The organism is Flavitalea flava (genome assembly GCF_054461575.1).
The window spans coordinates 1-23,929 of sequence record NZ_JBTLQH010000058.1; the positions used below are offsets into that span (position 1 = coordinate 1).

Annotated in this window: 20 protein-coding genes and 1 tRNA gene; 10 read left to right on the forward strand and 11 right to left on the reverse strand. The window is 46.4% G+C overall.

All coding sequences use genetic code 11. The features are described 5' to 3' along the window. Nucleotides 1–199: 199 nt before the first annotated feature. The gene (locus tag ACX0G9_RS28540; RefSeq protein WP_459068396.1) at nt 200–1,072 is read right to left on the reverse strand and encodes a restriction endonuclease; all 873 of its coding nucleotides are present in this window, start codon (nt 1,070–1,072) and stop codon (nt 200–202) included. A 170-nt stretch (nt 1,073–1,242) separates the two neighbouring features. Continuing rightward, entirely contained in the window at nt 1,243–1,683 is a 441-nt protein-coding gene (locus tag ACX0G9_RS28545; RefSeq protein WP_459068397.1) for a hypothetical protein, read from the reverse strand. Nucleotides 1,684–1,728: 45 nt separating this feature from the next. Here ACX0G9_RS28545 and ACX0G9_RS28550 point away from each other — a divergent pair, with 45 nt between their 5' ends. Then, entirely contained in the window at nt 1,729–1,872 is a 144-nt protein-coding gene (locus ACX0G9_RS28550) for a hypothetical protein (RefSeq protein WP_459068398.1), read from the forward strand. 206 nt (nt 1,873–2,078) lie between these two features. On the opposite strand, the gene ACX0G9_RS28555 is transcribed toward ACX0G9_RS28550, so the two are convergent. Beyond that, nucleotides 2,079–3,332 (reverse strand): site-specific integrase, encoded by a 1,254-nt coding sequence (locus tag ACX0G9_RS28555; RefSeq protein WP_459068399.1) that lies wholly within the window; start codon nt 3,330–3,332, stop codon nt 2,079–2,081. A 222-nt stretch (nt 3,333–3,554) separates the two neighbouring features. Continuing rightward, nucleotides 3,555–3,628, reverse strand: a tRNA-Asp gene (locus ACX0G9_RS28560). A 153-nt stretch (nt 3,629–3,781) separates the two neighbouring features. On the opposite strand from ACX0G9_RS28560, the gene ACX0G9_RS28565 reads away from it, so the two are divergent. Next, a complete protein-coding gene (locus ACX0G9_RS28565; protein WP_459068400.1) occupies nt 3,782–4,759 on the forward strand; it encodes an acetyl-CoA carboxylase carboxyltransferase subunit alpha in 978 nt (325 codons plus the stop codon). A gap of 164 nt (nt 4,760–4,923) precedes the next feature. Beyond that, nucleotides 4,924–5,814 carry a 4-hydroxy-tetrahydrodipicolinate synthase gene (gene dapA / locus ACX0G9_RS28570; RefSeq protein ID WP_459068401.1) on the forward strand — a complete coding sequence of 297 codons (891 nt, stop codon included), beginning with the start codon at nt 4,924–4,926 and terminating at the stop codon, nt 5,812–5,814. A 284-nt stretch (nt 5,815–6,098) separates the two neighbouring features. On the opposite strand, the gene ACX0G9_RS28575 is transcribed toward dapA, so the two are convergent. Together ACX0G9_RS28575 and ACX0G9_RS28580 are read right to left on the reverse strand one after the other, a co-directional pair. Further along, nucleotides 6,099–7,001, reverse strand: a complete 903-nt coding sequence (locus ACX0G9_RS28575) for a ribonuclease Z (RefSeq protein ID WP_459068402.1) — start codon at nt 6,999–7,001, stop codon at nt 6,099–6,101. Between the two features lie 1,118 nt (nt 7,002–8,119). Next, nucleotides 8,120–8,500 (reverse strand): STAS domain-containing protein, encoded by a 381-nt coding sequence (locus ACX0G9_RS28580; protein WP_459068403.1) that lies wholly within the window; start codon nt 8,498–8,500, stop codon nt 8,120–8,122. A gap of 93 nt (nt 8,501–8,593) precedes the next feature. Here ACX0G9_RS28580 and ACX0G9_RS28585 point away from each other — a divergent pair, with 93 nt between their 5' ends. The 3 genes from ACX0G9_RS28585 to ACX0G9_RS28595 all read left to right on the forward strand — a co-directional run bounded on the left by ACX0G9_RS28585 (nt 8,594) and on the right by ACX0G9_RS28595 (nt 12,404). Further along, a complete protein-coding gene (locus ACX0G9_RS28585) occupies nt 8,594–11,119 on the forward strand; it encodes an ATP-dependent Clp protease ATP-binding subunit (RefSeq protein ID WP_459068404.1) in 2,526 nt (841 codons plus the stop codon). Nucleotides 11,120–11,285: 166 nt separating this feature from the next. Beyond that, nucleotides 11,286–11,975 carry a (d)CMP kinase gene (gene cmk, locus ACX0G9_RS28590; protein ID WP_459068405.1) on the forward strand — a complete coding sequence of 230 codons (690 nt, stop codon included), beginning with the start codon at nt 11,286–11,288 and terminating at the stop codon, nt 11,973–11,975. Between the two features lie 36 nt (nt 11,976–12,011). Next, nucleotides 12,012–12,404 (forward strand): hypothetical protein, encoded by a 393-nt coding sequence (locus ACX0G9_RS28595; RefSeq protein WP_459068406.1) that lies wholly within the window; start codon nt 12,012–12,014, stop codon nt 12,402–12,404. A gap of 139 nt (nt 12,405–12,543) precedes the next feature. On the opposite strand, the gene ACX0G9_RS28600 is transcribed toward ACX0G9_RS28595, so the two are convergent. From ACX0G9_RS28600 to ACX0G9_RS28615, 4 genes are all read right to left on the reverse strand, one after another. Next, on the reverse strand, nt 12,544–14,667 hold the full coding sequence (locus ACX0G9_RS28600) for a glutamine synthetase III family protein (protein WP_459068407.1): 2,124 nt from the start codon (nt 14,665–14,667) through the stop codon (nt 12,544–12,546). A 290-nt stretch (nt 14,668–14,957) separates the two neighbouring features. Beyond that, the gene (locus tag ACX0G9_RS28605; RefSeq protein WP_459068408.1) at nt 14,958–15,170 is read right to left on the reverse strand and encodes a hypothetical protein; all 213 of its coding nucleotides are present in this window, start codon (nt 15,168–15,170) and stop codon (nt 14,958–14,960) included. A gap of 149 nt (nt 15,171–15,319) precedes the next feature. Then, nucleotides 15,320–16,660, reverse strand: coding sequence for a hypothetical protein (locus tag ACX0G9_RS28610; protein WP_459068409.1), 1,341 nt, complete (start codon nt 16,658–16,660; stop codon nt 15,320–15,322). A gap of 10 nt (nt 16,661–16,670) precedes the next feature. Further along, nucleotides 16,671–17,801, reverse strand: coding sequence for a glycosyltransferase family 4 protein (locus tag ACX0G9_RS28615; RefSeq protein WP_459068410.1), 1,131 nt, complete (start codon nt 17,799–17,801; stop codon nt 16,671–16,673). 179 nt (nt 17,802–17,980) lie between these two features. On the opposite strand from ACX0G9_RS28615, the gene purL reads away from it, so the two are divergent. The 3 genes from purL to proC all read left to right on the forward strand — a co-directional run bounded on the left by purL (nt 17,981) and on the right by proC (nt 22,166). After that, nucleotides 17,981–20,266 (forward strand): phosphoribosylformylglycinamidine synthase subunit PurL, encoded by a 2,286-nt coding sequence (gene purL / locus ACX0G9_RS28620; RefSeq protein ID WP_459068411.1) that lies wholly within the window; start codon nt 17,981–17,983, stop codon nt 20,264–20,266. Nucleotides 20,267–20,334: 68 nt separating this feature from the next. Further along, nucleotides 20,335–21,315, forward strand: coding sequence for an ADP-glyceromanno-heptose 6-epimerase (gene rfaD / locus ACX0G9_RS28625; RefSeq protein ID WP_459068412.1), 981 nt, complete (start codon nt 20,335–20,337; stop codon nt 21,313–21,315). A 56-nt stretch (nt 21,316–21,371) separates the two neighbouring features. Beyond that, nucleotides 21,372–22,166, forward strand: coding sequence for a pyrroline-5-carboxylate reductase (gene proC, locus ACX0G9_RS28630; protein ID WP_459068413.1), 795 nt, complete (start codon nt 21,372–21,374; stop codon nt 22,164–22,166). A gap of 75 nt (nt 22,167–22,241) precedes the next feature. On the opposite strand, the gene ACX0G9_RS28635 is transcribed toward proC, so the two are convergent. Further along, nucleotides 22,242–23,429 carry a hypothetical protein gene (locus ACX0G9_RS28635; RefSeq protein WP_459068414.1) on the reverse strand — a complete coding sequence of 396 codons (1,188 nt, stop codon included), beginning with the start codon at nt 23,427–23,429 and terminating at the stop codon, nt 22,242–22,244. Nucleotides 23,430–23,699: 270 nt separating this feature from the next. On the opposite strand from ACX0G9_RS28635, the gene ACX0G9_RS28640 reads away from it, so the two are divergent. Beyond that, nucleotides 23,700–23,894: a hypothetical protein gene (locus ACX0G9_RS28640; RefSeq protein WP_459068415.1), complete on the forward strand. Its 195-nt coding sequence runs from the start codon at nt 23,700–23,702 to the stop codon at nt 23,892–23,894. The last annotated feature ends 35 nt before the right edge of the window (nt 23,895–23,929 follow it).

The following is a 23,929-nucleotide window of genomic DNA, read 5'->3' on the forward strand; positions in this document are numbered from 1 at the left end:
TTATACTTTACCATACTCTTTTTGGAAGAAAAAGGTACGGCATTTATACGACATTACAAAATAGACTAGACACTAGTAGTATGCTTTCGATTCTGCACTTGTCTGTTTATCATCCTGTAACTTCGGGTTGACTTGCCAATATTAGTTAATATATATTGTTAAATACGGGTTTGGGGAATTTCTAGTTCCTTTGCTTATGCTATAAGCGCTTAAACCATTCTGCTTCTATGCTAACAGTTTCTTGCATTTCTGTTTTAACACCGAGTTTCAGTTCCTTCAGCTTATCACATAGTAATTCTCCATCAATCAAGTCTATTGGTGGCGCCCCATCTCTTGTGGCCTCTTTTAAAGCTTCTCTTGTAAATGTGCCGGTTGTAAGAAACAGACCCTTATCCGCTCTTCCCTGCATGGCGCCTCTGAAATCTCTAATTTGACTGGGGGACACAGAACCCTTGTAGCGCTTACATTGAAATATCACATGAAAGCTTAAGAAGCCATTTATTCTAACTATGCCTTTACCGTCAATTCCACCGTCCCCGCTTTTTCCGGTAACTTCAACTTGTATAAATCCGCTTTCTCTCAAAATTCTTTGTGTCAGTCTTTCGAATGCGGCAGGCAAAAGATAGTATAATTCTTTTAAAAGAGCTTCTTTCCAGTCCTCGGCTATTTCTTCGGCAATTAAGGGATCCTCTTCAATTTTCGTTAATACTTTTGTATTTGCAGGTTTTTTGTTTTTTGAAACAAATTTTAATTGATCTAATATTTTTTGATTTGTTAATTTATTTATATCCAGCACGGGATTATTTAATGTCCAAATCGCTCTGGAGGAGTTCTCAATATAACCTGCTAATTTTAATCTAGTTCTTGTCCAAGCTAATCTATATTCAACTTTTGTTCTTCCGTCATCGCCATGTGGAACAGTCAGGACTTTTTCTGGTAATTCCATTATTTCATAAACTTTCTCATTAAGCTCCTGAATATTTGCTGATCCCCCAAGTAGTTTTAGTGCTTGGAGAGTGGGAACATATAAGTCATCCACCGTCGGAACGTCAGCATATTTTCTTTTGCTCATAATATTTTATTAATCATTCTATCTATTTGTAATTAGTCAGAAAATAAAAATAGTTGTAGACAACAGTACATCTCGCTCCGTGCGAAAAGGCACGGTCAAAATCACGTCTCGTGATTACAACGATATATCTTGCTCAGCGCGTAAATAGGCGCAGTTGCTCTTATTGCTCTTCAAAATAGAGGCGCTTCCCTCGCCAATACTGAAGGATCAAGGTCAAGATCATGGCTGAAAAGCTCCTCAATTTTTTTAACAATTTCCTGCCGATTCACTGTTTTTGGGTTCCGGCGGGATTTTATATAGTTTTCCCGCGCCGCCTTTGTAGCTGCCTCTCCAACGGTTTTGACACTGAATTCTTTTCCAAACCAGCTTGCTATCTGGTAACCGATAATGATCGCCCCAAGGCACAGAAGCCCATATCGCCAATTAAAGCACAATTCTACAAAAGAGGCAAGAAGCCCTAAAAGCAGGGTATTGCTTACCCACTCCTTCGGTTTCAAAATTTTTAAAGAAAGTTCCGATTCTTTCCGGATCTGCAAAATTTGATACCTCCGGCCTTTTCTGGGAAACAACTTTTCTAAATCAGAATTTGGGGTAATGGTATTTTTATCCAATAGTTGGACATTGGCAATGGATTCCCGGATTTTATAAAAAGCCTGTTGTGTCGTGCAATCATCAACAGGATCCAGATCGATCTTGGAAGAAATGATATCGCAGAGATCACTGAAAGTTCGAGCATTTTTGAATGTGTCGGTTTTCAAAGCGAGACCGAACGATTTCTCGATTTTTACCAGGACATCTGAAATATCCTCAAAATCAAAATCTTTTAGCTCTAATGATTCAATGGCGTTCATAGGCTAATATTATAAAAATTCCCACCTTTCTCCAAAATGCACCCAGAAATTTTTTTGATAAAAAAAGGCCATACCGTTCGCGGTATGGCCTAAATTAAATAATTCCAGAAGCTATATGGCAATGCCAGTCGTATCGTCCTCCCGCTCTTCCAGCTTCAATTTTCCGCCAAAGAACAGTTTTTCCGCAGGGCCTTCATATCGTTGCTGATCTTCTTCTTGGTAATGCGGGCATAGATCTGCGTAGTGCGGATACTCCTGTGGCCCAGCATCTTGCTGACGGTTTCGATAGGTACATCGTTTTCCAGGGTGACGGTAGTGGCGAAGGTATGCCGGGCAATATGGGTAGTCAGTTTCTTACTGATCCCGCAAAGATCGGCTAACTCCTTCAGGTAGGCATTGTACTTAACATTGCTGTTCACCGGCAGCAATCGGTTAGAACTGTGGCAGCGCTTATCCTCTCTGTATTTCTCAATAATTGCTTCCGGAATCGGTAGGAGGGGGACGTCTTCCGGGTTGCCGGTCTTGACCCGGTTGATCTTGATCCAGCGGCCGCCGTCATTGCCGATGACGATGTCGTTCAAGGTGAGATTATAGACTTCCATGTAAGCCAGCCCTGTAAAGCAGCTAAACAGGAAAACATCCCTTACCTGGTCGATCCGCTTGATCAGGGACTTTTTGTAGATCTTCCAAATCTCCTGTATGGTGAGCACATCCCTTTCCGGCTGCCGGTAGCTGCAACGGAAGTCGCGGATCGGGTTGGATTTGATCCAGCGGCCGGTAGCGGTGGTCAATACCTGCTTGGTATTGCGGATATACTTCATGGCGGTATTATGGTCAAGCTCCTGTTCCACCATAAAATAATGTAGCATATCCTCCGCGAAGTTGGGCCGGATGATCTCCATGGGAATATCGGCCTTCTTGTACTTGTGCATGAGGAAGGCTTCCAGCTTAGTCCGCGTGGACTCCCATTTTGTGATCGTACTTTTGGCACGTAGCCCTTTCTCCTGCTTTTCCTTCAGCCGGGTGATCTCAAAGGCGACGGCCTGCATGAAAGTCTTCTTTTCATCCGGCTCGTCAGGGTTTCCGGGCATGACCAGCTTCCCTTTATAGGATCTCCGGATCATGTCGGCGGTAACGAATTCATGCTGCGTGGTCAACAGGAAGAAATGCTTTTCCAGTTTGGCCTTTATCTGGGTGATCTGGCTGTTCAGGAGCATGGCATCGGGTGAATTCCCTTTCACCAGGCTGCTGATCTTATCCCATTGCTCCGGGAAGATTCTGGCACCCAATGATATTTCGGTTCGCTGGCCGTTGAGGGTGACCCGAACGATAATGGGTACCCGGCCGTCTTTGGACATTTCCGGCTTCTCCACCAGGAATGTAATCGAGAGATTTTCACTGACCTTCATAACACACAATTTTTTTAGGTTAAAGAATGGAGCCCTAAAAAATCCTTCACTATCTCCGAGGGTAGGAACAAAGTTACAACAGAGGGTAGGAATCCAATTTCCTACCCTCCGAAATGATATCCGATATGCTAACTTGAAATGGAAATTTTTGGAGACCCTTGATTTCAGTGCATTTTAGCCGATTTTGCACAAAAAGAAAAGGCGCCTGAAGCAGGCGCCTTGCGGACCGGACGGGACTCGAACCCGCGACCTCCGCCGTGACAGGGCGGCATTCTAACCAACTGAACTACCGATCCAACCTCCGTCTTGGAGTCTTTCAGGAGATAAGTCCCTGGGACCCTTCGTTTTCGGGATTGCAAAGATAGGAGTTTTTTTATTTTCTCCAACAAAACTTTCACAGAAAAATCTGGTTCCCTTAATTTTACACCATTATACTATCTTTAACGCCTATGCCTCAAGCTAAAAACAGACAATTTCTGGATTTTGAAAGACCAATTAAAGAGTTATTTGAAGAAATAGAAAAGCTCAAACAAACGGCTGAGAAGACGAAAGTGGATCTGAGCGACTCCATTAAGAAACTGGAAGACCAGGTCATTGAAAAGAGAAGGGAGATCACCCTTAGCCTTACGCCCTGGCAGAAAGTGCAGCTGAGCCGGCATCCGGATCGCCCCTATACCATGAAGTACATCGATAAGATGTGTACCAACTTCGTGGAACTATACGGAGACCGGAATGTAAAGGATGACAAGGCAATGGTAGGAGGGTTTGCGCAGATCGACGGAATGACCGTCATGATGATCGGCCAACAGAAAGGAACCAATACCAAGATGCGCCAGATGCGTAATTTCGGGATGGCCAACCCGGAAGGTTACCGCAAGGCTTTAAGATTGATGAGACTGGCGGAAAAATTCGATAAACCTATCATCACTTTGATCGATACGCCAGGGGCATATCCCGGGATGGAAGCAGAGGAAAGAGGACAGGGAGAGGCCATCGCCCGTAATATTTATGAAATGATGCGGCTGAAAGTACCGGTGATCTGTGTGGTGATCGGAGAAGGCGCCTCCGGCGGAGCCCTGGGGATCGGGGTAGGGGACAGGGTATATATGCTGGAGAATTCCTGGTATACCGTTATTTCTCCGGAAAATTGCAGCTCGATCCTTTGGAGAAGCTGGGACCAGAAAGAAAAAGCAGCTGAAGAACTTAGACTTACGCCTGATAATATGTACAAATTCGGTTTGATAGACAGCATAATACCAGAACCTCTTGGAGGAGCTCACTGGGATTATGGCGAAGCCGCCGCTTTATTGAAGCCCCGGCTGGTAGAAACTATAAATGAATTACGGAAAATGGACCCCAAGGATAGGGTAGAGAAGCGGATTGAGAAGTTCGGTAAGATGGGCTTCTGGAACGAGGTCACTGCCTAGGATAATCCCTGAAAAGGGAAACAAGGCAAAGGCCCAGAAGGCGCCCACCGGGTAACCTCCATTAACCGACCCCGGCAACTTATGGCAAAGGATTGTCCGATCAGTCAAAGGTCGATCGCTGTCCGAAAAATCAATTCACATTACTCTTCTAAAATACTATACTAATGGCGCTTAGGGATCAACTTCGTGGAACGGGCGTAGCACTCGTTACCCCCTTCCAATCTGATTTATCAATTGATTATACAGCCCTGGAAAGAATTATCAACTTCGTTATCGACGGGGGCGTAGAATACATTGTCACGCTGGGCACAACCGGCGAAACACCGACCATCAGCAAGAAAGAAAAGATCGAAATCCTTCATTTTACCTATGACAAAGTAAATGGCAGGGTGCCGGTGGTGGTCGGTATCGGCGGCAATAATACCCAGGAACTGATCGAAGATCTGAAAGAATTTCCCCTGGACAAAGCTGTTGCGGTACTCAGCGCCAGCCCTTATTACAGCAAACCTTCGCAGGAAGGCCTTTTCCAGCATTATAAAGCCCTGGCAGCAGTTTCGCCCAAACCTATCTTGCTGTACAATGTACCGGGAAGGACGGGGCGTAATCTGACCGCCGCTACCACAGTCCGCCTGGCTAAAGAAGTAAAAAATATCGTCGGGATCAAAGAAGCCAGCGGTGATATGGCCCAGTGCATGGAACTCCTGAGGGACAGACCAGAAGACTTCCTGGTGGTTAGCGGAGACGATGCTCTGACCCTGCCCCAGATCGCCTGCGGCATGGACGGAATCATCAGTGTAGCCGCCAACAGCTTCCCGCGGAAATTCACCGATATGGTGCGCTTGTCGCTGAAAGGGGATTTTAAAGGGGCCAAAACCCTCAATGACCAATTGATCAAAGGGTATGAACTCCTTTTCGCAGAAAATAACCCCGCCGGTGTAAAAGCAGCCATGAGCGAATTAAAGCTAATTGGAAATTATGTTCGCCTGCCCCTGGTTCCTTTGAGCGATGGCGTGCATACTCAATTGAAGGAATATCTCAAGGCGCTACCGGTTTAAATCGAAAAGGCTTCTGGTTGAAATAATATGGCTTTCGGCACAAATGGAAAGTGCACAAACGGAAAGAATTTAGGTTGGAAGACTGAAAATGTCCAAAACCGAGGCAATAAAGCTAAAAATTAAGTTATAGGCGCCAATTTCCTTACTGTATAAAAATGTAGGGGTTTACCTGTAGACGCCAAAAAAACGATCATAAAAGGGATTCCGGAAGCCAAACCGGGTCCCTTTTTTACTTCCCTTTTTTACTTCCAGGTTTTACTTCCGGATTTTACTTTGGGGCAGGGTTAAATTCGATAGGTCACCCCTTCCACAGCCAGATCGGTATTGGGGAAGATCTCGCGGGCTTCGGTTTCGAAAGCATCGAGTTTCTCGTATTTGGAGCTGAAATGCCCGATCAGGAGCCGCTGGGCGCCGGCCAGTAAGGCTACGGTGGCGGCCTGGTTGGTGGTGCTGTGAAAACGTTTGCCGGCACGCTCTTCCAGGTCCTTCAGATAAGTCGTTTCGTGATATAACAGATCGACACCCTTCACTTTTTCGATGATACGCTCATCAAAAAGGGTATCGGCGGCATAAGCATAGGACTTGGATCTGGCAGCCGGTTCAGTGACCCAGCCGTTCTCCACCAGATTATCGTTCTTATCCAGGTAACTTTCCCCCCATTTCAACCGGTCAAAAAAGGAAGAGGGAACGCCGTACTGGCGGGCCTTATCGGGATTGACACGGCGCAGGGGCCGTATCTCCCTGAACCGGAAACCCCAGCATTCGATCCGGTGATATACATGAAAACAGCTGACCTCGAACTTGGATTCCCGGACGATCACGCCTTCTTCCGTCAGGGGATGGAAATGTAAGATATAGGGCAACTGGATATCCGCCACCTTGAGCTGCAGATCGATGATCTGCATGAGGACCGGCGGAGCATAGATATGCATATCCTGGGACCGGCCGAGGAGACCCATACTGGTCAGAACCCCGATCAGCCCGAAATAATGATCGCCATGTAAATGGGAAATGAAGATATGATTGATCTTACTGCGCCGGATCTTGTACTTGGCCATCTGCATCTGTGTGCCTTCTCCGCAATCGACCAGGAATATATGTTCCTCCATCGTGACCACCTGGGAGGTAGGGTGACGATCGAAGGCAGGTAAAGCAGAGTTGTTGCCAAGTATAGTTACGGCCAGCATTACGCGATTTTAAAGGTTACAATCCCCTGTATAGACGACAGGCAAAGCAAAATTGCTGCTTTGACCGTAAAAATAGGAATAAGGAAAGATTTATTTTTATTAACGTAAGGCAAAAGCATTCAATTGTGTACAAATAATAAATTTGACCTACTTGTTAATCGTTACCTATTAGATTATTTCTAAAAGTGATGCAGAATAAATCCAAAATGCACCGCGCTTCGTTTGTATTATAGAGCACGTTATTAACGACTCTCTACTAAGTTGAACCTTCTATTTCAGAGCAGCTACAGAGCAATTACTACGTTTCGGGGCTATTGTTTTCGGCCGGATGAACTGCCACCATCATTGAATTAAAGCCCCGGTATTTTATATGGATACAGAGCATTTACAGCTCATTGTTCCTGGAAAAACCACTCCAATATCAAAAAATATAGCACTGCTTTACTATAAAAACATTGCCAACAGGCACTGTTCACGTGAGGTTACCAAACCTGACTGCCCTTTTTAATCCCTACTCACTTGTATAAGGTTTTACGGTTAAGGTTCTGATTCAGCTTATTTCTCATTCAATTTCAAGGCTCATTGTCAAGATTCACCATTGAGGCTCATTGTCAAGGATTATTCTCTCATAGGTTAAGCACACAGAAGGTTTCAGGTTAAGGCTCTGACCGAGGGTTGGACACACAGATCAGGTTTTACCGTTAAGGCTTCGTTAGCCGCACTACGGACACATGAGGATTTAGGATTATGGTTTTAGTTTAGGTTTTAGGATTAAGGTTACATGGTTCATTGTAAAAGGTTCATTGTACATGGTTCATTGGTTATGGAAAAGTAAAGACTGCAACAGTCTTTAAACTGTTAAGGAAATCTGAAAAGTAGCAAATGACAGAAAGGTAGGAGAGTCGGAAGGAAGGGGTAGGAGGACCGCCTTTATGGTGGTTGGGATGAAAAGTCCTGCCTTTCTGTCTTGTTTTCAAGGGTTTAGTAAAATTGGGCTGCAAAAGGGTCATTACAAAGGATAAAAAACGCGTACAGGAGTGACCGGCTGCCTTCCCGGAGCAGGGAGCCAGTCAAAAGTTGGACAGGGCAGAAGGACTGCCCGAAGACGCAGAGGGGAGCTACAAGTCAGGCCCATTCAGGAGTTCGCGTTCCACTTCCTCCATCTGAACGATATCGCCGGCCTCGCTTTCGGTAGGGGTGACGTTCATAAACTCCAGGAGACTACTGGTTTCCAGGTATTTTTCCACCTCCGGGGTGAGTTCGCAGATGACAAAGGAAGAACCGTTGTCATAGAACTCCTGCTGGATCTTGACGAGCCGTTCGGCAGCAGCTTCCTCAACGTTTTTAATGTCTTTTAAAATGAGAACGACGTTTTTGACGTTCTTTTGGAGGATCGGTAGTAAACTTTGATCCAGATCTGCTGTCATATTAGCAGCGAGATCCGATTCTACGATCGTAATGGCATGGAAATTTTCTCTGGTATCAATTTTGACTTGCATATACACTTAAAAGGTATTAACGGCCGTTAATAAGTAGCAGAAACATAAGTCAAAAATATTCGTTATTATTGTATAAAGCTCAATTACTTAAAAATGGATAATAATTTTTCAGCCCAGGTAAAGGAGATCATATCGTTCAGCAGGGAGGAAGCTTTGCGTCTGGGGAACGATTTTATCGGTACGGAGCACTTGTTGTTGGGGTTGATCCGGGAGGGTGATAATACAGCTGTCCGCATTTTGAAGAGTTTCAATGTAGACCTGTATGAATTACGGAAGGAAGTAGAAATGGCAGTCAAGGACAAGACCGGTAAAAACATCGCAAATATCAACAGTCTGCCGCTTACCAAACAAGCGGAGAAGGTGATACGTGTGACCGTTCTGGAAGCGAAAGCCTTAAAAAGCCCGACAGTCGAGACTGAACACCTCATGCTCTCTATTTTAAAGAACAAAGAAAATATTGCTACTCAAATCTTAAATCAATTTGACGTGGATTACGATCTATTCAGAAACGAACTAGGCGTCGTCAAAAGCAATGACATCCGCAGCGAATACGCGGAAGAAAATGACGACGACTTTGATGAAGAAAAGAAATACTCTCAGCAAAAGGCCCGCTCTGCCGGCAGCGCAAAAAGTAAGACTCCCGTACTCGATAATTTCGGACGGGATATTACCCGCCTCGCAGAAATGGGGTCTCTTGACCCCATAGTGGGAAGGGAAGAGGAAATCGAGCGCGTGTCGCAGATTCTTTCCCGCCGCAAAAAAAATAATCCCATCCTCATCGGTGAACCCGGTGTGGGTAAAACAGCCATCGTGGAAGGCCTGGCCCTGCGCATCGTGCAGCGTAAGGTTTCCCGGGTACTGTTCGACAAACGCGTGATCTCCCTGGATCTGGCAGCCCTGGTTGCCGGTACCAAGTATCGCGGTCAGTTCGAAGAACGTATGAAGGCCATTATGAACGAACTGGAGAAGAACAGGGACGTGATTCTCTTTATCGACGAAATACATACCATCGTCGGAGCAGGCGGAGCAAGCGGCTCCCTGGATGCCTCCAATATCTTCAAACCGGCCCTGGCCCGCGGCGAATTGCAATGTATCGGTGCATCCACCCTGGATGAGTACCGTATGTATATCGAAAAAGACGGCGCCCTGGACAGACGTTTCCAGAAGGTCATGGTAGATCCTCCAAGTGTGGACGAAACGATCATGATCCTCAATAATATCAAATCCAAATACGAAGATTATCATAACGTAACCTATTCGGACGATGCCATCGATGCCTGTGTCAAACTCAGCGATCGTTATATGACCGACCGGTTATTGCCCGACAAGGCTATCGACGTACTGGATGAAGTAGGGGCCCGCGTGCATCTGAAGAATATCAATGTTCCCCAGAATATCGTAGACCTCGAAAAGAAGATCGAAGACGTAAAGAACGAGAAGAATAAAGTCGTGAAGAGCCAGAAGTTCGAAGAGGCTGCTTCGCTCCGGGATACGGAAAAACGTTTGCAGGAAGAACTGGAAAAGGCCAAGGCCGAATGGGAAGAAGAAAGCAAACACAAACGTTACCCCATCGACGAAGAGAATATTGCGGAAGTGGTCAGCATGATGACCGGTATCCCCGTAAAACGGATGGTACAGGCCGAAAGCGAGAAACTGCGCAATATGTCCGTAGACATGGGTAGCATGGTCGTCGGTCAGGCAGAGGCCATCCAGAAGGTGGTAAAGGCCATCCAGCGTAACCGGGTAGGATTAAAAGATCCAAAGAAACCGATCGGTACCTTTATCTTCCTCGGACCTACAGGGGTCGGTAAGACGGAGCTCGCCAGGTCCCTCTCGCGTTATATGTTCGATTCGGAAGATTCGCTGATCCGTATCGATATGAGCGAATACATGGAGAAATTCACGGTGAGCCGTCTGATCGGAGCGCCTCCGGGATATGTCGGATATGAAGAAGGCGGACAATTGACAGAAAGAGTACGTCGCAAACCGTATTCGGTCATTCTGCTCGATGAAATCGAAAAGGCACATCCGGATATCTACAATATACTGTTACAGGTATTGGACGACGGTCAGCTGACCGATGGTCTGGGCCGTAAGGTGGATTTCAAGAACACGCTGATTATTATGACCTCCAATATCGGGGTCCGTCAACTGAAGGATTTTGGAGACGGGGTTGGTTTCGCAACCGCAGCCCGTGCCATGAATTCCGATGACAACAACAAACAGGTCATCGAAAAAGCCCTGAAAAGGACCTTCAGCCCGGAATTCCTGAACAGGATCGACGATATCGTGATCTTCAACTCACTGTCCAAAGAACATATCTTCCAGATCATCGATATCCTGATGAAGGGCGTCCTGAAAAGGCTCAGCACATTAGGGTTCACCCTGGAGCTTTCCGAAGAAGCCAAGAGCTTCATCGCCGAAAAAGGATATGATTCCCAGTTCGGAGCCCGTCCCCTGCACAGGGCCATCCAGAAATACCTGGAAGATCCATTGGCAGAAGAGATCCTCAACATGAATATCAAGAATGGTGACGTATTGATAGCAGAGCTGGATAAGGAAAACTCCAAGATCCGCTTCACGTTGAAGGAAAAAGAAAAAGAAAAATCCGAAGCGTAATCCGCCTCAGGGTTTCAAGGATATACAGTCCGTCTCGGTGAAATGCTGAGACGGACTTTTTTTATGAATTTTTTTTCGCATTTTTGTGACGGCAACAGGTTGAGGCAATTGGCTGAGGTAATAAGAAGTTGAAGCAATAGGTTGAAGCATCCCATTGAAGTACAATATGGAAAAGAAAAAAAAGATAATCATTACCATCGATGGCTGGTCTTCCTGTGGCAAGAGTACGCTTGCCAAACAAATGGCCAAGGAACTGGGCTATGTTTATATAGACAGCGGGGCCATGTACCGGGCCATCACCCTTTATTTCCTGCGTAATCACGTGGACTGGACTAAAACGGTGGCTGTGGACAAGGCACTGAAGAATATCGTCCTGGAATTCGAGCCCAATCCCAAAACCAAACAGGCCGATATGTGGCTGAACGGAGAGAATGTGGAATACGTGATCCGTGATCTGGTCATTGCCGAAAAGGTAAGCGATGTGGCTTCTGTCAGGGCGGTAAGAGAGTTCGCCGTGGCCCAGCAGCATGAAATGGGCAAGAAAAAAGGGATCGTCATGGACGGGAGGGATATCGGAACGGTGGTTTTTCCAAAAGCTGAACTAAAAATTTTCATGACTGCCGATGAGGCAGTACGGGTACATCGCCGGTACAAAGAACTCTTTGAAAAGAACCCCAATATAACCATTGAAGAAGTAAAGAATAACCTGGAGATGCGGGATTATATAGATTCCCACCGGGAGATCAGTCCCCTTCGCCAGGCCAGGGATGCCATCGTCCTTGACAATTCCAACCTGACGATGAAACAGCAGCTGGAGACGGCTATGAAATGGGCGAAAGAAAGGATAATGGAGTAAAAGAATAAAGAATTATAAACAAAAAAAAAGGTAGCTATGAAAAATGTCACGTTGATGTTGTTATTTCTCGGTACCCTATCGTTCGCAAAGGCGCAAACTTCGGCAGAGCTGTTGGGGAAATGGAAGCTGGTGAAATGGACCCAGAATGGGGAAGATAAGGATATACCTGGCTATTACAAGACGGATCAGGTGTTTCAGATCTTTTATGAAGGGGATAAATTCGAAAGCGTAATTGATGACAAAGTTCACAAAGGAAAGTGGAAGCTGTCTGATGATAATAAGGAACTTACGATAAAGTCGGGTTTGTTTTCGGTGAAATTCAGTGTCGATTATTTTGATAATAAGAAGCGGGTGATCACTACTGCACAGCTGGGTACCCTGGAATATGAAAAAGTTCCGGATGCCAAGAATGTCAATGCTTCCAATTGATTGACGGATAAATTGGTGACTGACATTTAAACTTATTTTTTAGCGAAATAAAAAGGCCGTCTCTTTATGGGAGACGGCCTTTTTTATGGGGAGAATCAAATTTCCGTGATTGGTCTTTGCCGATCTTCTACTTCATCTTCTACCTAAGGAACAGGATCTCTCTGTATTTAGACAGGAGCCACTCGTTGTCGTCAACCAGGAGTTCCAGTTTGTCAACGGAGTAACGGATCTCATCGAAGAAAGGTTCCTTAACCTGGCTGCTGTAAGCAATAGCCTTGGTGCGGGTATCGCTGATCGCATTGGAGATCTTACGGGCTTGGATCATTTTTTCTACCAGGTTGCTCACCTTGGAGATATGCTCGGAGATCTTTTCCAGGATCGCTTTTTGGCTGGAATACGTGCTTTCATTCAGACCGATATCTTTTAATCCCCTGATATTCTCGATCAGCGTATTCTGATATTTAATGGCCGCAGGCAGGATATGGCTGGTAGCCAGTTCACCCATGACACGGGCTTCGATCTGTACGCGTTTGATATATTTTTCCAGTTCGATTTCGTGACGGGCTTCCAGCTCGATATGGGTGTAAACGCCATTGGTTTCGAACAGACTTTTGGCTTTGTCGGTGATCATTGCATCCAGTGCCAGCGGAGTGGTAGGAAGATTCGGTAAACCTCTTCTTTCTGCTTCATGATGCCATTCGTCGCTGTATCCGTCGCCTTCGAACAATACTTTTTCGCTGCTGACCACGTATTCGCGGATCACATGCATGATCGCGATCTCTTTTTTCTCGCCTTTTTCGATCAGGGAATCTACATCCTTCTTGAACCGCTTCAGGGTTTCGGCCATGATAGTATTCAGGGAGATCATTGCATTGGCGCAATTGGCATTGGAACCTACCGCACGGAACTCGAATTTATTACCGGTGAAGGCAAAAGGAGAGGTCCTGTTACGATCGGTATTGTCCAACAGCAATTCCGGAATGCTTCTGTGGAGATCCAGTTTCAGGATCGCTTCGTCCTGCTCGTCGAATTTATCGCCTACTCTTTCTTTTACGTCAGCCAGTACTTTACTGAGGTACTCACCGATGAAAACGGAAATGATAGCTGGCGGCGCTTCGTTGGCACCCAGGCGGAAATCGTTGCCCGCAGAGGCGATAGAAGCACGTAATACATCTGCATAATCATGGACGGCCTTGATGGAGTTGACGAAGAAGGTCAGGAACATCAGGTTGGTCTTTGGCGTCTTACCGGGAGCCAGCAGGTTCACACCTGTGTCGGTTGCCATACTCCAGTTATTGTGTTTGCCCGATCCGTTGATGCCGGCAAATGGTTTCTCATGGAGCAATACACGCAGTTTGTGACGGCGGGCAACACGATCCATGATATCCATTAACAGGATGTTATGATCAACGGCTACGCTTACTTCTTCGAAGATAGGGGCACACTCGAACTGAGCAGGCGCTACTTCGTTGTGACGGGTGCGGAGCGGAATACCCAGTTTGTAGGATTCATTTTCGTAATCGCGCATGAACGCATAGATCCTTTCGGGAATGCTGCCGAAATAATGATCTTCCAATTGTTGTCCCTTGGCAGGAGAATGACCGAATACGGTCCTTCCGCTTAATACCAGGTCAGGACGGGCATTGAACAAACCTTCATCGACTACAAAATATTCCTGCTCCCATCCGAGGGTAGCGGTTACTTTGGTTACATTCTTATCGAAATAATGACATACGTCAACCGCCGCCTTATCCAAAGAAGCCAGCGCTTTCAGCAAAGGAGCCTTGTAATCCAGCGATTCGCCGGTATAGGAAACAAAAATGGTAGGAATACAAAGTGTTCTGCCGGCGCCGATCTCCATCACAAAAGCAGGAGAAGAAGGATCCCAGGCAGTATAACCTCTGGCTTCGAAAGTGGCTCTTAAACCGCCGCTTGGGAAGGAAGAAGCATCAGGTTCCTGTTGGATCAGGGCAGCTCCGTCGAATTCTTCGATAGCCGTTCCGTCACTTTTCAGGGTGAAAAAAGAATCATGTTTTTCAGCGGTAGTTCCGGTAAGGGGTTGGAACCAGTGTGTGTAATGCGTTACTCCTTTACCCTCAGCCCATTGGCGCAGACCAGCAGCAATCTGGTTAGCGACGGTACGATCGATTTTCTTACCGCCTTTGATGGAGGAGGTCAAACTTTTATAGGCTTCATCACTTAAATATTCACGGGCTGTTTTCAGGGTGAATACGTTCTCGCCAAATATACCAGTGATCTTCATTGATCCGGGGGTTTTACTTTCAGGTGTTGTGGTTAGGTGGTCGATAGCTTTAAATCTTAATGATGACATGCTGTAAAGTTTTCACGAAACTAAGAGATTGCGGCTTATAAACCAATTTTTGGGGACCATTCCACCAAATATGGAAAACTCCTATAAAAAAAGTGGAAAAAATTGTGTTTTTAATATTTGAGATTAGATTTTTGGATGTTTTTTGATCTATTTTAAATATTTGTAATTTAATATATACGGCCATTTTTTTGGCTATTTTGGAAATCCCGAATGGAAATAGCCTAAATGCCCTGTCCGGGCTTGGGGGACATGTTTTTCACGGGGACTTCCTTGGCAGGAATCTCCTTAGCGGTAACCTCCTTAGCGGTAACCTTTGGGGTATTCAGGCGGATAAACCATCCCGGGATCCTTATGGCCACATGTGCCAATCCTTTGATCATTTTCCAGGTAAATCTGGCCGTCAGGCCAAGAAGGCGGTTGGCCAGTGGGATCATACGATCCGTATTATTTCCTTGAATACTTGCGTCTGAACTTGCAACTGACAGGTGTGAACCCGGTTTGGATGTACCTGGTTTTTGGGCAGGCGATTTTGAGGCGGTTGATTTACCTTTCCCGGAATTAGTGGTTGAATACATGGGTTGTTTTAGGATGGTATTGCAAAACCAATACCAGGGGACAGGAGGCTCTTTTGAAGCCAGCCGTTGAATTTTTGGGTCAGCTTAAAACTCCCAAGGATATAGAGGGCAGGAGCGAGAAAGAAGGGCAGGAAAATGCTGCGATACCGGATGATGGCCCCCGCGAATGGGACGGTATAGCCGATGATGATCATGTTGATCAGGGCAAATAAAAGAAAGGTTATTCCGATTGTAAATACAGGAGATGCCTCAAAAGGAGATTTCGCGAAAAAAAAGGGTTTACCCCCAAAGACGGGGAGGAATCTGAACAATGCAAAAACAAAGATTCCCCAGATTACTATACTCTCCCATGAAAAAACAAGATAAATGCTTTGTCCTCCTGATCCGGGAAGAGGCTGGAAAAAGCCATTGAGAACAGCGATGGGAAGGACTTTTACAAAACTGCCCCAGCTTGGCTCCAATGGCGGTAAATACAATCTTGAATTGCCTGTCATTGCCAGGAAATCCCGCTGCCGGTCGCAGATATATTGAAATCCTGCATGGAAAACACCAGAGAAAGCCAGGATCAAAAAAATGACGGATGTCACCAGCAGGATAGTAGGAAGGGGTGTAGCATAACGGAATGATTTATCCGAACGGTATTTCTCCGCCAGCAGCCAGAACCCCAGCGCCGGAACCAATCCGGGAATGATTCCCGGCCGAAAGAATATGACTACCAAAAACAGGAAAAAACATAATAGGGGTCGCCTGATAGAAGGGGATGCTTCATCTGCTCCCCTAAGCAACTGGTTCAGATTAAAGAAAAGAAACCCCAGCAGCAGGTACAATATTCCTTCCGTATGGATACAGGAGGTCCAGAACAGGGTAGAAGGCAGCAGCAATACAGGCAGGCTGCAAATCAGGTTGCTGTTGAGTTTGCTGTTGAATTTGCTGTTGAAAAAGCTGTTAAAGGCTCTGAAAAGGGCAATGGTTCCTGCAAAGGACAGAAAGGAAAACAAGAGGGTATTGATATAAAGATTGTCGAAGGAAAAAATGTTCAGGATCACCTGCAGCCCGATGATAAGATTATGGGCCAGGTAGGCCAGTGTCGAATTGTGCGCCCAAAAAGCCATAAGGTCCGAAAGTAGTTCCTGCCGCGTTAAAAAACTATTTTGGAAAAAAGTCCATATATCGCCATGCTGTGGATAATACCGGTAGGCTATCCAGTTATGCAGACTTCCCATCCCAACCCGAAGTAAAAAGAAGATGACCAGGACTACACCCCTGAGCCCGCTTTTTGTAAAAAAGGGCATCCGGTTCACCACCGTACAAAGGATTACGCTATAAAGGATAAATAGAAGAATATGCATGTCCTGTACGCTATTTTTTTACAAGCACGGTAATTTTGTCCAGGTAGGTATCCGTTATGATCTCCTTTGTAAAATACTGCAGCACACGCTTCCTTCCTTCCATGCCCATCTGTAGTTTGGCTTCGGCGGACAGGTGATAATATTTTTCCATTTTACTGGCCAGGTCTGCCCCGTCTTTTTTACGGCAAAGATACCCGTTAATGCCATCGCGGACGATCTCCCGGCACCCGGCGGTATCTGTGGCAATCAGGGCCTTACACATGCTGGCGCCTTCCAGCAGACTGAGCGGCATGCCCTCTCTGTAGGAAGGAAGCACGATACAATCCGCCTGACCGATATAGGACGCGACCTGGTCGGAATGCCCCAGGTAAACCACTCGTTTTTGCCTGGCCCATTCCTCCATCTGCTGTTTGGAAATAGCCACGGGGCTCCCCTCATCAAAAAAGCCCAGGAGCTGGAACCGGATATCCAATCCCCTTTCCTGCAACAATTCGGCCGCCCGGACAAATTCATAGATTCCTTTATGTTTGATGATCCGCCCGATCAGCAGAAAGGTTAACGGGCCATTCCCCGGCTCGTAGGGAGAAGGCGGAAACAGATCTGCATCCACTCCCTCTCCGGCAAGCAGGAATGTCTTTTCTTTTTTGACCAGCCCCTCCCGGACGAATATTTCCTGGTCGTCGCTGTTCAGGAACCAAACTTCGGCATTTTTCCTTAAGACCTGCCGGTAAATGATCTTCGCGGTAACCTGTAAAAGATTCTTCCCGGAAAATGCATATCCCAGGCCGGTTATGACACTTACAGAAGGACACCCGATCCGGGAGGCCGCCAGGGACCCGAATATATTGGCCTTGATGGTATAATGAAATATAAGATCCGGGTTGATCTGCCGGTAATGATGGACCAATTCCCGGTATAGTTGCCATCCGTGCAGGGGAGACAGGCTTTTAGCCTCGAATTTGGTCAATTCGATAAAGGCAAGCCCCTGGATGTTCTCAAATTGTTCGGTGTAGGCATCCCTTGGCGCCAGCACGTATAATTTGAACCCGCGTTCGATTAATTGTTTGATGAGGTATAGCCTGAATTTGTAGATGCTCCAACTGGTGTTGGCTACAAAGGCAATCCTTTTTTTTGGAGGCATACCCGGCAAACCTACAGATTCATATTGATTTATTCAATTTTCAATAGGGGTTGGTTTATTCCTTTTATGCATAAAGGGAGGGGTGAAGAGCCATTATAAAAGGTTATTTTATTCAAAATATGCGCTGGCATGACCCATTATTGGGCCATCGTTCGTATTTTTGCGTTTTCTTAAAATTTATGGAAATAGACGTAAAAACGGCAGCGCAGCTTAGACTCACCGCAGAGGAATTTGAATCGATCAAACAAAAGCTGGGCCGTACACCCAATTTTACAGAATTATGTGCTTTTAGCGCCATGTGGAGCGAGCACTGCAGTTATAAAAACTCCATTAAATGGCTGAAGACCCTCCCCCGGGACGGGCAAAAGATGCTGGTCAAAGCCGGTGAGGAAAATGCCGGTCTGATGGATATCGGAGACGGTTATGGCGTCGTGTTCAAAATCGAATCACATAACCACCCCTCGGCTATCGAACCCTTTCAGGGAGCAGCCACCGGAGTAGGGGGAATCCACCGGGATATCTTTACCATGGGAGCAAGACCCATTGCCTCCCTCAATTCCCTGCGTTTTGGAAATCTGAAGGAAGGCAAAACCCAGCATTTGCTGGCCGGGGTCGTCCATGGCATCGGTCACTACGGAAATTGTTTTGGCGTTCCGACCGTAGGCGGAGAGATCTATTTTGAAGATTGTTATCATACCAATCCCCTGGTCAATGCTATGAGCGTGGGGATACTGAAGAACGGAGAAACTATATCGGCTACCGCCCTGGGAACCGGCAACCCGGTGATCTTCGTCGGCAGCGCCACCGGAAAAGACGGTATCGGCGGAGCCTCCTTCGCCTCTGCTAATATCACCAAAGAAAGTACGGAAGAATTACCTGCCGTCCAGGTTGGAGATCCCTTCCAGGAAAAGAAGTTGCTGGAAGCCTGTCTGGAAGTCATAAAGACCGGCGCAGTTGTCGGTATGCAGGATATGGGTGCGGCGGGTATTATCTGCTCCACGGCGGAAATGAGTGCGAAAGGGGAAGTGGGCATGCGGATCGATCTGGATAAGGTACCCGCCCGCCAAAAAAATATGAAAGCATGGGAACTCCTGCTGAGCGAAAGCCAGGAGCGTATGCTGATGGTCGTTAAAAAAGGAAGGGAAGCAGAAGTGATCCGCATTTTTGAAAAATGGGATCTGCCTGTTGCCGAGATCGGCGAGGTTACGGATGACAAACTCCTGCATTTTTATATGAACGGAGAACTGGAAGCAACGATCCCCGCCTATGAACTGGTATTGGGCGGCGGCGCTCCCCAGTACGAAAGACCTTATAACGAACCGACCTATCTGAAAAAGATCCAGGCCTTCGATGCAGATAAGATCGACGTACCGGATGATCTCCGCGAAGTAGCCGAACAACTGGTCGCCATTCCGAATATCGCCTCGAAAAGATGGATTGCCGTTCAATACGATAGTACAGTAGGTACAGCCAATTCCTCCACCAACCAACCCAGCGATGCAGCCGTCGTGCTGGTAAAAGTAACCGAACGAAGTGATGGTTACGAACGAGGCCTGAACGACGTTCAGGGCCGAAGTTCTGGTTCTGATAAAGCCTTGGCGATTACGACCGATTGTAACAGCCGCTACGTTTATGCCGATCCCTATAAAGGAACGATGATGGCGGTAGCAGAAGCTGCACGAAATATCGTCTGCAGCGGCGGTCAGCCCTTAGGCGTGACCAACTGTCTCAATTTTGGTAATCCTTACGATCCGGAAGTTTATTACCAGTTCGTCAATGCGATAAAGGGAATGGGAGAGGCCTGCCGTAAATTCGATACCCCCGTCACCGGCGGAAATGTAAGTTTCTATAACCAGCATCCCGAAGGCGCCGTTTATCCGACACCTACGATCGGAATGGTTGGTTTGCTCGACAATGTAAAAGACAAGATGACCCTGGACTTTAAAGAAGAAGGCGATCTGGTCTTCCTCCTGGGTAAAAGCAATAACGATATCAATTCCTCCGAATACCTGCATAAAATAAGGAAAGTGGAGTTTAGTCCGGCTCCTCATTTTGAGCTGGAAGAAGAATTCGTCCTCCAGCAGAAACTAGCCGGTCTGATCAAAAAGAAGCTGATCCGCTCTGCCCATGATGTGAGCGAAGGCGGTTTGTTCGTGACCCTGGCAGAATCTGCCTTCCCGAATAATCTGGGGTTCGATGTGGTTGCTTCGGATTTCCATCTGCGTAAAGACGCCGTTTGGTTTGGGGAATCACAAAGCCGGGTAGTGGTAAGCGTACATCCTGCCAAAGTAGCCGCCTTTAAAGAGGCCCTGGGTAATCATCCCAGTGAGGAACTGGGTTTTGTCACCAAAGGATCCTTTGAAGTGGATGGTATGGACTGGGGTAATGTAGGTGAATGGAAAGAGAAATATGATACGGCAATCGAGAATATCCTGAATGCGAATAAACTGGCTGCTGTCAATTAAGCTGGTGCTGATTATTCAGGAAGGAATTTTATTCAGGAAGGAATTAACCGAAGGGTTCAGTAAATAAGATGGATAAGCATACTACAATAGTGGTCACCGGGGCAGCCGGCTTTATCGGCAGTTGCCTTACCGGATTCCTCAATCAGCAAGGCTATCACGACCTGATCCTGGTAGATGAATTTAACCGCCCTGATAAAGTGCCCAACCTGGAAGGCAAAATCTTCAGCCACCGGGTGGAAAGGGAACAGTTCTTCGAATGGCTGGGGGAGCATAAACCATCGATTGGTTTTGTGTTTCATATCGGAGCGCGAACAGATACTACGGAATTCAATTATTCCATTCACGAGCACCTGAACGTTGAATATTCCAAAAAGATCTGGGATTATTGTACGATCCAAAACATACCGCTCGTCTATGCCTCTTCCGCCGCCACCTATGGCTCCGGCGATAAAGGTTACGATGACAGGCATGATATCGTCGAATCCCTGCACCCCCTGAACGCCTACGGCGTTTCCAAGAATGAATTCGACAAATGGGTGCTGCATCAGAAAGCGCTTCCCCCCTTCTGGGCAGGTCTGAAGTTCTTTAATGTTTACGGTCCCAATGAATACCATAAAGCCCGGATGGCCAGTGTGATCTTTCATTCCTTTAACCAGGTGAAAAAAGACGGATTGGTCAAACTATTCAAATCCCATCGCCCCGATTTTAAGGACGGTCAGCAATTGCGCGATTTTGTGTACGTAAAGGACCTGCTGAAGGTATGTTACTGGCTGATGGAGAACCAGCCCGCATCGGGGATCTATAACCTGGGTACCGGTAAGGCCCGGTCCTTCGAAGATCTTGTAATAGCCACCTTTGCCGGTCTGGATCTGCCCGCCCGGATCGAGTATATAGATATGCCCCTGGATATCCGGGATAAGTATCAGTATTTTACGGAAGCAAATATGCAGAAATTGCGTGAGGCAGGTTATAGCGCTCCTTTTCATTCTCTGGAAGAAGGCGTTGACGATTATGTGCGGAATTACCTTGCCAAAGAAGCTTTTCTCTAAAAAGATGTTTATTTTTAAAGGAATACCGGCAGTAGCCGGTGTTGTCAATTCATTTTATGAATAAGAAGATTGCCATTATCGGCGGCGGAAATTTAGGTACTGCCATTGCAGAAGGTTTGATCCTGAGCGGTTTTGTCCAGCCTCAGCAGATCCTGATCACCAAACGGAATATCCAGACCCTGAACGAACTGGAAAGAAAAGGGGTACTGGTCAGCGACAAAAATGAAGAAGCGGTTCGTTATGCCGACCTGGTAATCCTGGCCGTAAAACCATTCCAGGTAAACGATATTCTTCGTTCCCTGAAAGACGAGTTCCGGGATAACCAGGTACTGGTCTCCGTGGTGACCGGTGTTTCCATCGAACATATCGCCTCCTGTCTCGACAAAAAAGTGCCCATCGTAAGGGCCATGCCCAATACGGCTATTGCCATCCAGGAAAGTATGACCTGCATCGCTGCCCGGAATGTAAATGAAGACCAGTTACAATATGTACATGAGGTATTCAGTCAATTGGGTAAAGCGGTAAAGATAGAAGAGAAACTGATGGATGCGGCAACAGTTCTCGGCGCCTGCGGTACGGCCTTCGCCATGCGGTATATCCGGGCCAATATCCAGGGCGGGATCGAGATCGGTTTTGATGCGGCCACGGCCAACCTGATCGCCGCACAAACGGTTAAAGGTGCCGCGGAATTATTACTGAAGAAAGGCACGCATCCGGAACAGGAGATCGATAAGGTGACCACTCCCAAAGGATGCACCATTGCCGGTCTGAACGAAATGGAACATCAGGGTTTCAGCTCCTCGCTGATAAAGGGACTGGTGGCGAGTTATGAGAAGATCGCCAAGGATTAGGACCTTTCGACCGGTTGGAATTAATGACTCCATTCATTCCAACCGGTCGAACTGGTGGAATTCCGCCCGGTCGAATCAATAAAATGCTCCGGAATCCATATCCACCGCGAAAATGCGTTCAAGAACCTTTGTCTTTGTATTATCGAGCAATTCGGTTAGTAATCCACTGGCCAGTAAACCAGCCCCCATTGCTGCTCCACCGGGCTTAAAGGAAGGCAGGGAACCGGAGGACTGATTATTGATAAGGGGATCATTATAAGGCTGACCAATTACTGTTCTTCCATTATTTGGATCATTATAAACATAACCATACTCCTTTGCCGTAAGGCTCGCATTCCCGAAAAGATAAAAAGAGTTTCCTTCTTTGCAAGTGGGGCGCAAAGCTCCATCCCGCATAATATAGACTGTTTTTCCATCACAATATCCCCAGGCCGTGTGGGAATAATTCGTATGCCCTTCACCGTCTTTCAGATAAAGATATTGTTTCTTTTTTTCCGTGTGGATCTCGAAATCCCTGATTAACGGATCGTTATTCCGGAACTCCTGGAAACTGGTGTACACTCCTTTAACCAGTTGGCTGTCCCTGCATATGGGAGCCTGAAAACGGGTTTGGTTGAACCTGCGGATATCGTCCAGGGTGAGATGCCGGAGTTTGTTTATTTTTTGGGCTGCCAGGAATGCGGAACTGTCTGCCAGCTCACCCAGGATTTCGGCCAGGTACTGGCTAACATCTGTATCTAAGTTCCAATAAGAATTTTTTGAAGTGACCTGTAAAGAATCAAAACGGAATAAAGGCATATAATTACTATCCTTTACAACATATATTTCTGCTTTTAGACGGATCCTGATCCGGTCTGCTCTTTTTTCCGGATCCTTGAGCATCTCCTCCCTGATATAATTGGCATCGGCAATCCAGAAAGCACGGACCACGATCAGGGCCGAGTATTCCGTTTGAGAAGCAGTAAAGCCGGCATTCAAAAAAGTTTCTACTTCCCGGGAAAGGCCTTGGGGGAATACCCATTGCCGGTTCTTTGGGTGGGATGTCGTGCGGGAATTTGCGTGGACACCGACCCTTGCCGTATCGGGTCTTTCATCCATCACCTGAAAATGGTTGAAAAAAGGAGTGGAATAACCGGCCTTTTCCTTTGGAGGAACCTTTAATGTCAGAACGATGGGTTTATAGGCTGAAAAATTGACCTGGGATCGGGAATAGAATAGGTTGGCAAGACAAAATAGGATCAATATGGACCTTTTCAAATTCATAGATAGGGGGTTTTCAGGTAAAATCTCTCCCCAAGATAATAAAGATTATCCCACCAAAACATATGAATATGTCCCATATGTAAATGGTTGTTAGCCGTTTAGGAACATATTCGTATTACAGATTTGATGCATAAGCAAGGGAGGGCAAGGGCTGAATTTACCCCAGGGGGGCAAAATAAATTGCAAACTCCTTCGTTTTAGTGTAGCTTTGTGGCCATAAGGTACACTTAATCAAGATCCTAAAGAAAATTCCTTAAATCCAATTTAACCATGAAAAAAGGTAAGTCCTCGACATTTATTGTATTAGCCCTAGAGATTGCCGCAATTGCGGTCCTGCACGCTGTAAAGATCAATTCAACTGACAAAATCGCTGGAAAAGGAGAATTAAGCAAAAGTATTTCTGCCAGCCAGACTGAAGTAAAGGCAAGATCGTCTTTTACGCTGGCCGATTTTAGTTTCAGATGATCTTCTAATCGCTAACCTTTGTTAATGCCAATTAT

What these genes read in the sequence shown, in the direction of transcription:
- ACX0G9_RS28595 (WP_459068406.1), top strand. Translation starts at nt 12,012, where the DNA reads ATGAAAAATGTCACGTTGATGTTGTTATTTCTCGGTACCCTATCGTTC.
- ACX0G9_RS28605 (WP_459068408.1), bottom strand. Translation starts at nt 15,170, where the DNA reads ATGATCCCACTGGCCAACCGCCTTCTTGGCCTGACGGCCAGATTTACC.
- ACX0G9_RS28635 (WP_459068414.1), bottom strand. Translation starts at nt 23,429, where the DNA reads ATGAATTTGAAAAGGTCCATATTGATCCTATTTTGTCTTGCCAACCTA.
- ACX0G9_RS28540 (WP_459068396.1), bottom strand. Translation starts at nt 1,072, where the DNA reads ATGAGCAAAAGAAAATATGCTGACGTTCCGACGGTGGATGACTTATAT.
- proC (WP_459068413.1), top strand. Translation starts at nt 21,372, where the DNA reads ATGAATAAGAAGATTGCCATTATCGGCGGCGGAAATTTAGGTACTGCC.
- ACX0G9_RS28610 (WP_459068409.1), bottom strand. Translation starts at nt 16,660, where the DNA reads ATGCATATTCTTCTATTTATCCTTTATAGCGTAATCCTTTGTACGGTG.
- ACX0G9_RS28580 (WP_459068403.1), bottom strand. Translation starts at nt 8,500, where the DNA reads ATGCAAGTCAAAATTGATACCAGAGAAAATTTCCATGCCATTACGATC.
- purL (WP_459068411.1), top strand. Translation starts at nt 17,981, where the DNA reads ATGGAAATAGACGTAAAAACGGCAGCGCAGCTTAGACTCACCGCAGAG.
- dapA (WP_459068401.1), top strand. Translation starts at nt 4,924, where the DNA reads ATGGCGCTTAGGGATCAACTTCGTGGAACGGGCGTAGCACTCGTTACC.
- ACX0G9_RS28600 (WP_459068407.1), bottom strand. Translation starts at nt 14,667, where the DNA reads ATGAAGATCACTGGTATATTTGGCGAGAACGTATTCACCCTGAAAACA.
- ACX0G9_RS28615 (WP_459068410.1), bottom strand. Translation starts at nt 17,801, where the DNA reads ATGCCTCCAAAAAAAAGGATTGCCTTTGTAGCCAACACCAGTTGGAGC.
- ACX0G9_RS28555 (WP_459068399.1), bottom strand. Translation starts at nt 3,332, where the DNA reads ATGAAGGTCAGTGAAAATCTCTCGATTACATTCCTGGTGGAGAAGCCG.
- cmk (WP_459068405.1), top strand. Translation starts at nt 11,286, where the DNA reads ATGGAAAAGAAAAAAAAGATAATCATTACCATCGATGGCTGGTCTTCC.
- ACX0G9_RS28565 (WP_459068400.1), top strand. Translation starts at nt 3,782, where the DNA reads ATGCCTCAAGCTAAAAACAGACAATTTCTGGATTTTGAAAGACCAATT.
- ACX0G9_RS28640 (WP_459068415.1), top strand. Translation starts at nt 23,700, where the DNA reads ATGAAAAAAGGTAAGTCCTCGACATTTATTGTATTAGCCCTAGAGATT.
- ACX0G9_RS28575 (WP_459068402.1), bottom strand. Translation starts at nt 7,001, where the DNA reads ATGCTGGCCGTAACTATACTTGGCAACAACTCTGCTTTACCTGCCTTC.
- ACX0G9_RS28585 (WP_459068404.1), top strand. Translation starts at nt 8,594, where the DNA reads ATGGATAATAATTTTTCAGCCCAGGTAAAGGAGATCATATCGTTCAGC.
- rfaD (WP_459068412.1), top strand. Translation starts at nt 20,335, where the DNA reads ATGGATAAGCATACTACAATAGTGGTCACCGGGGCAGCCGGCTTTATC.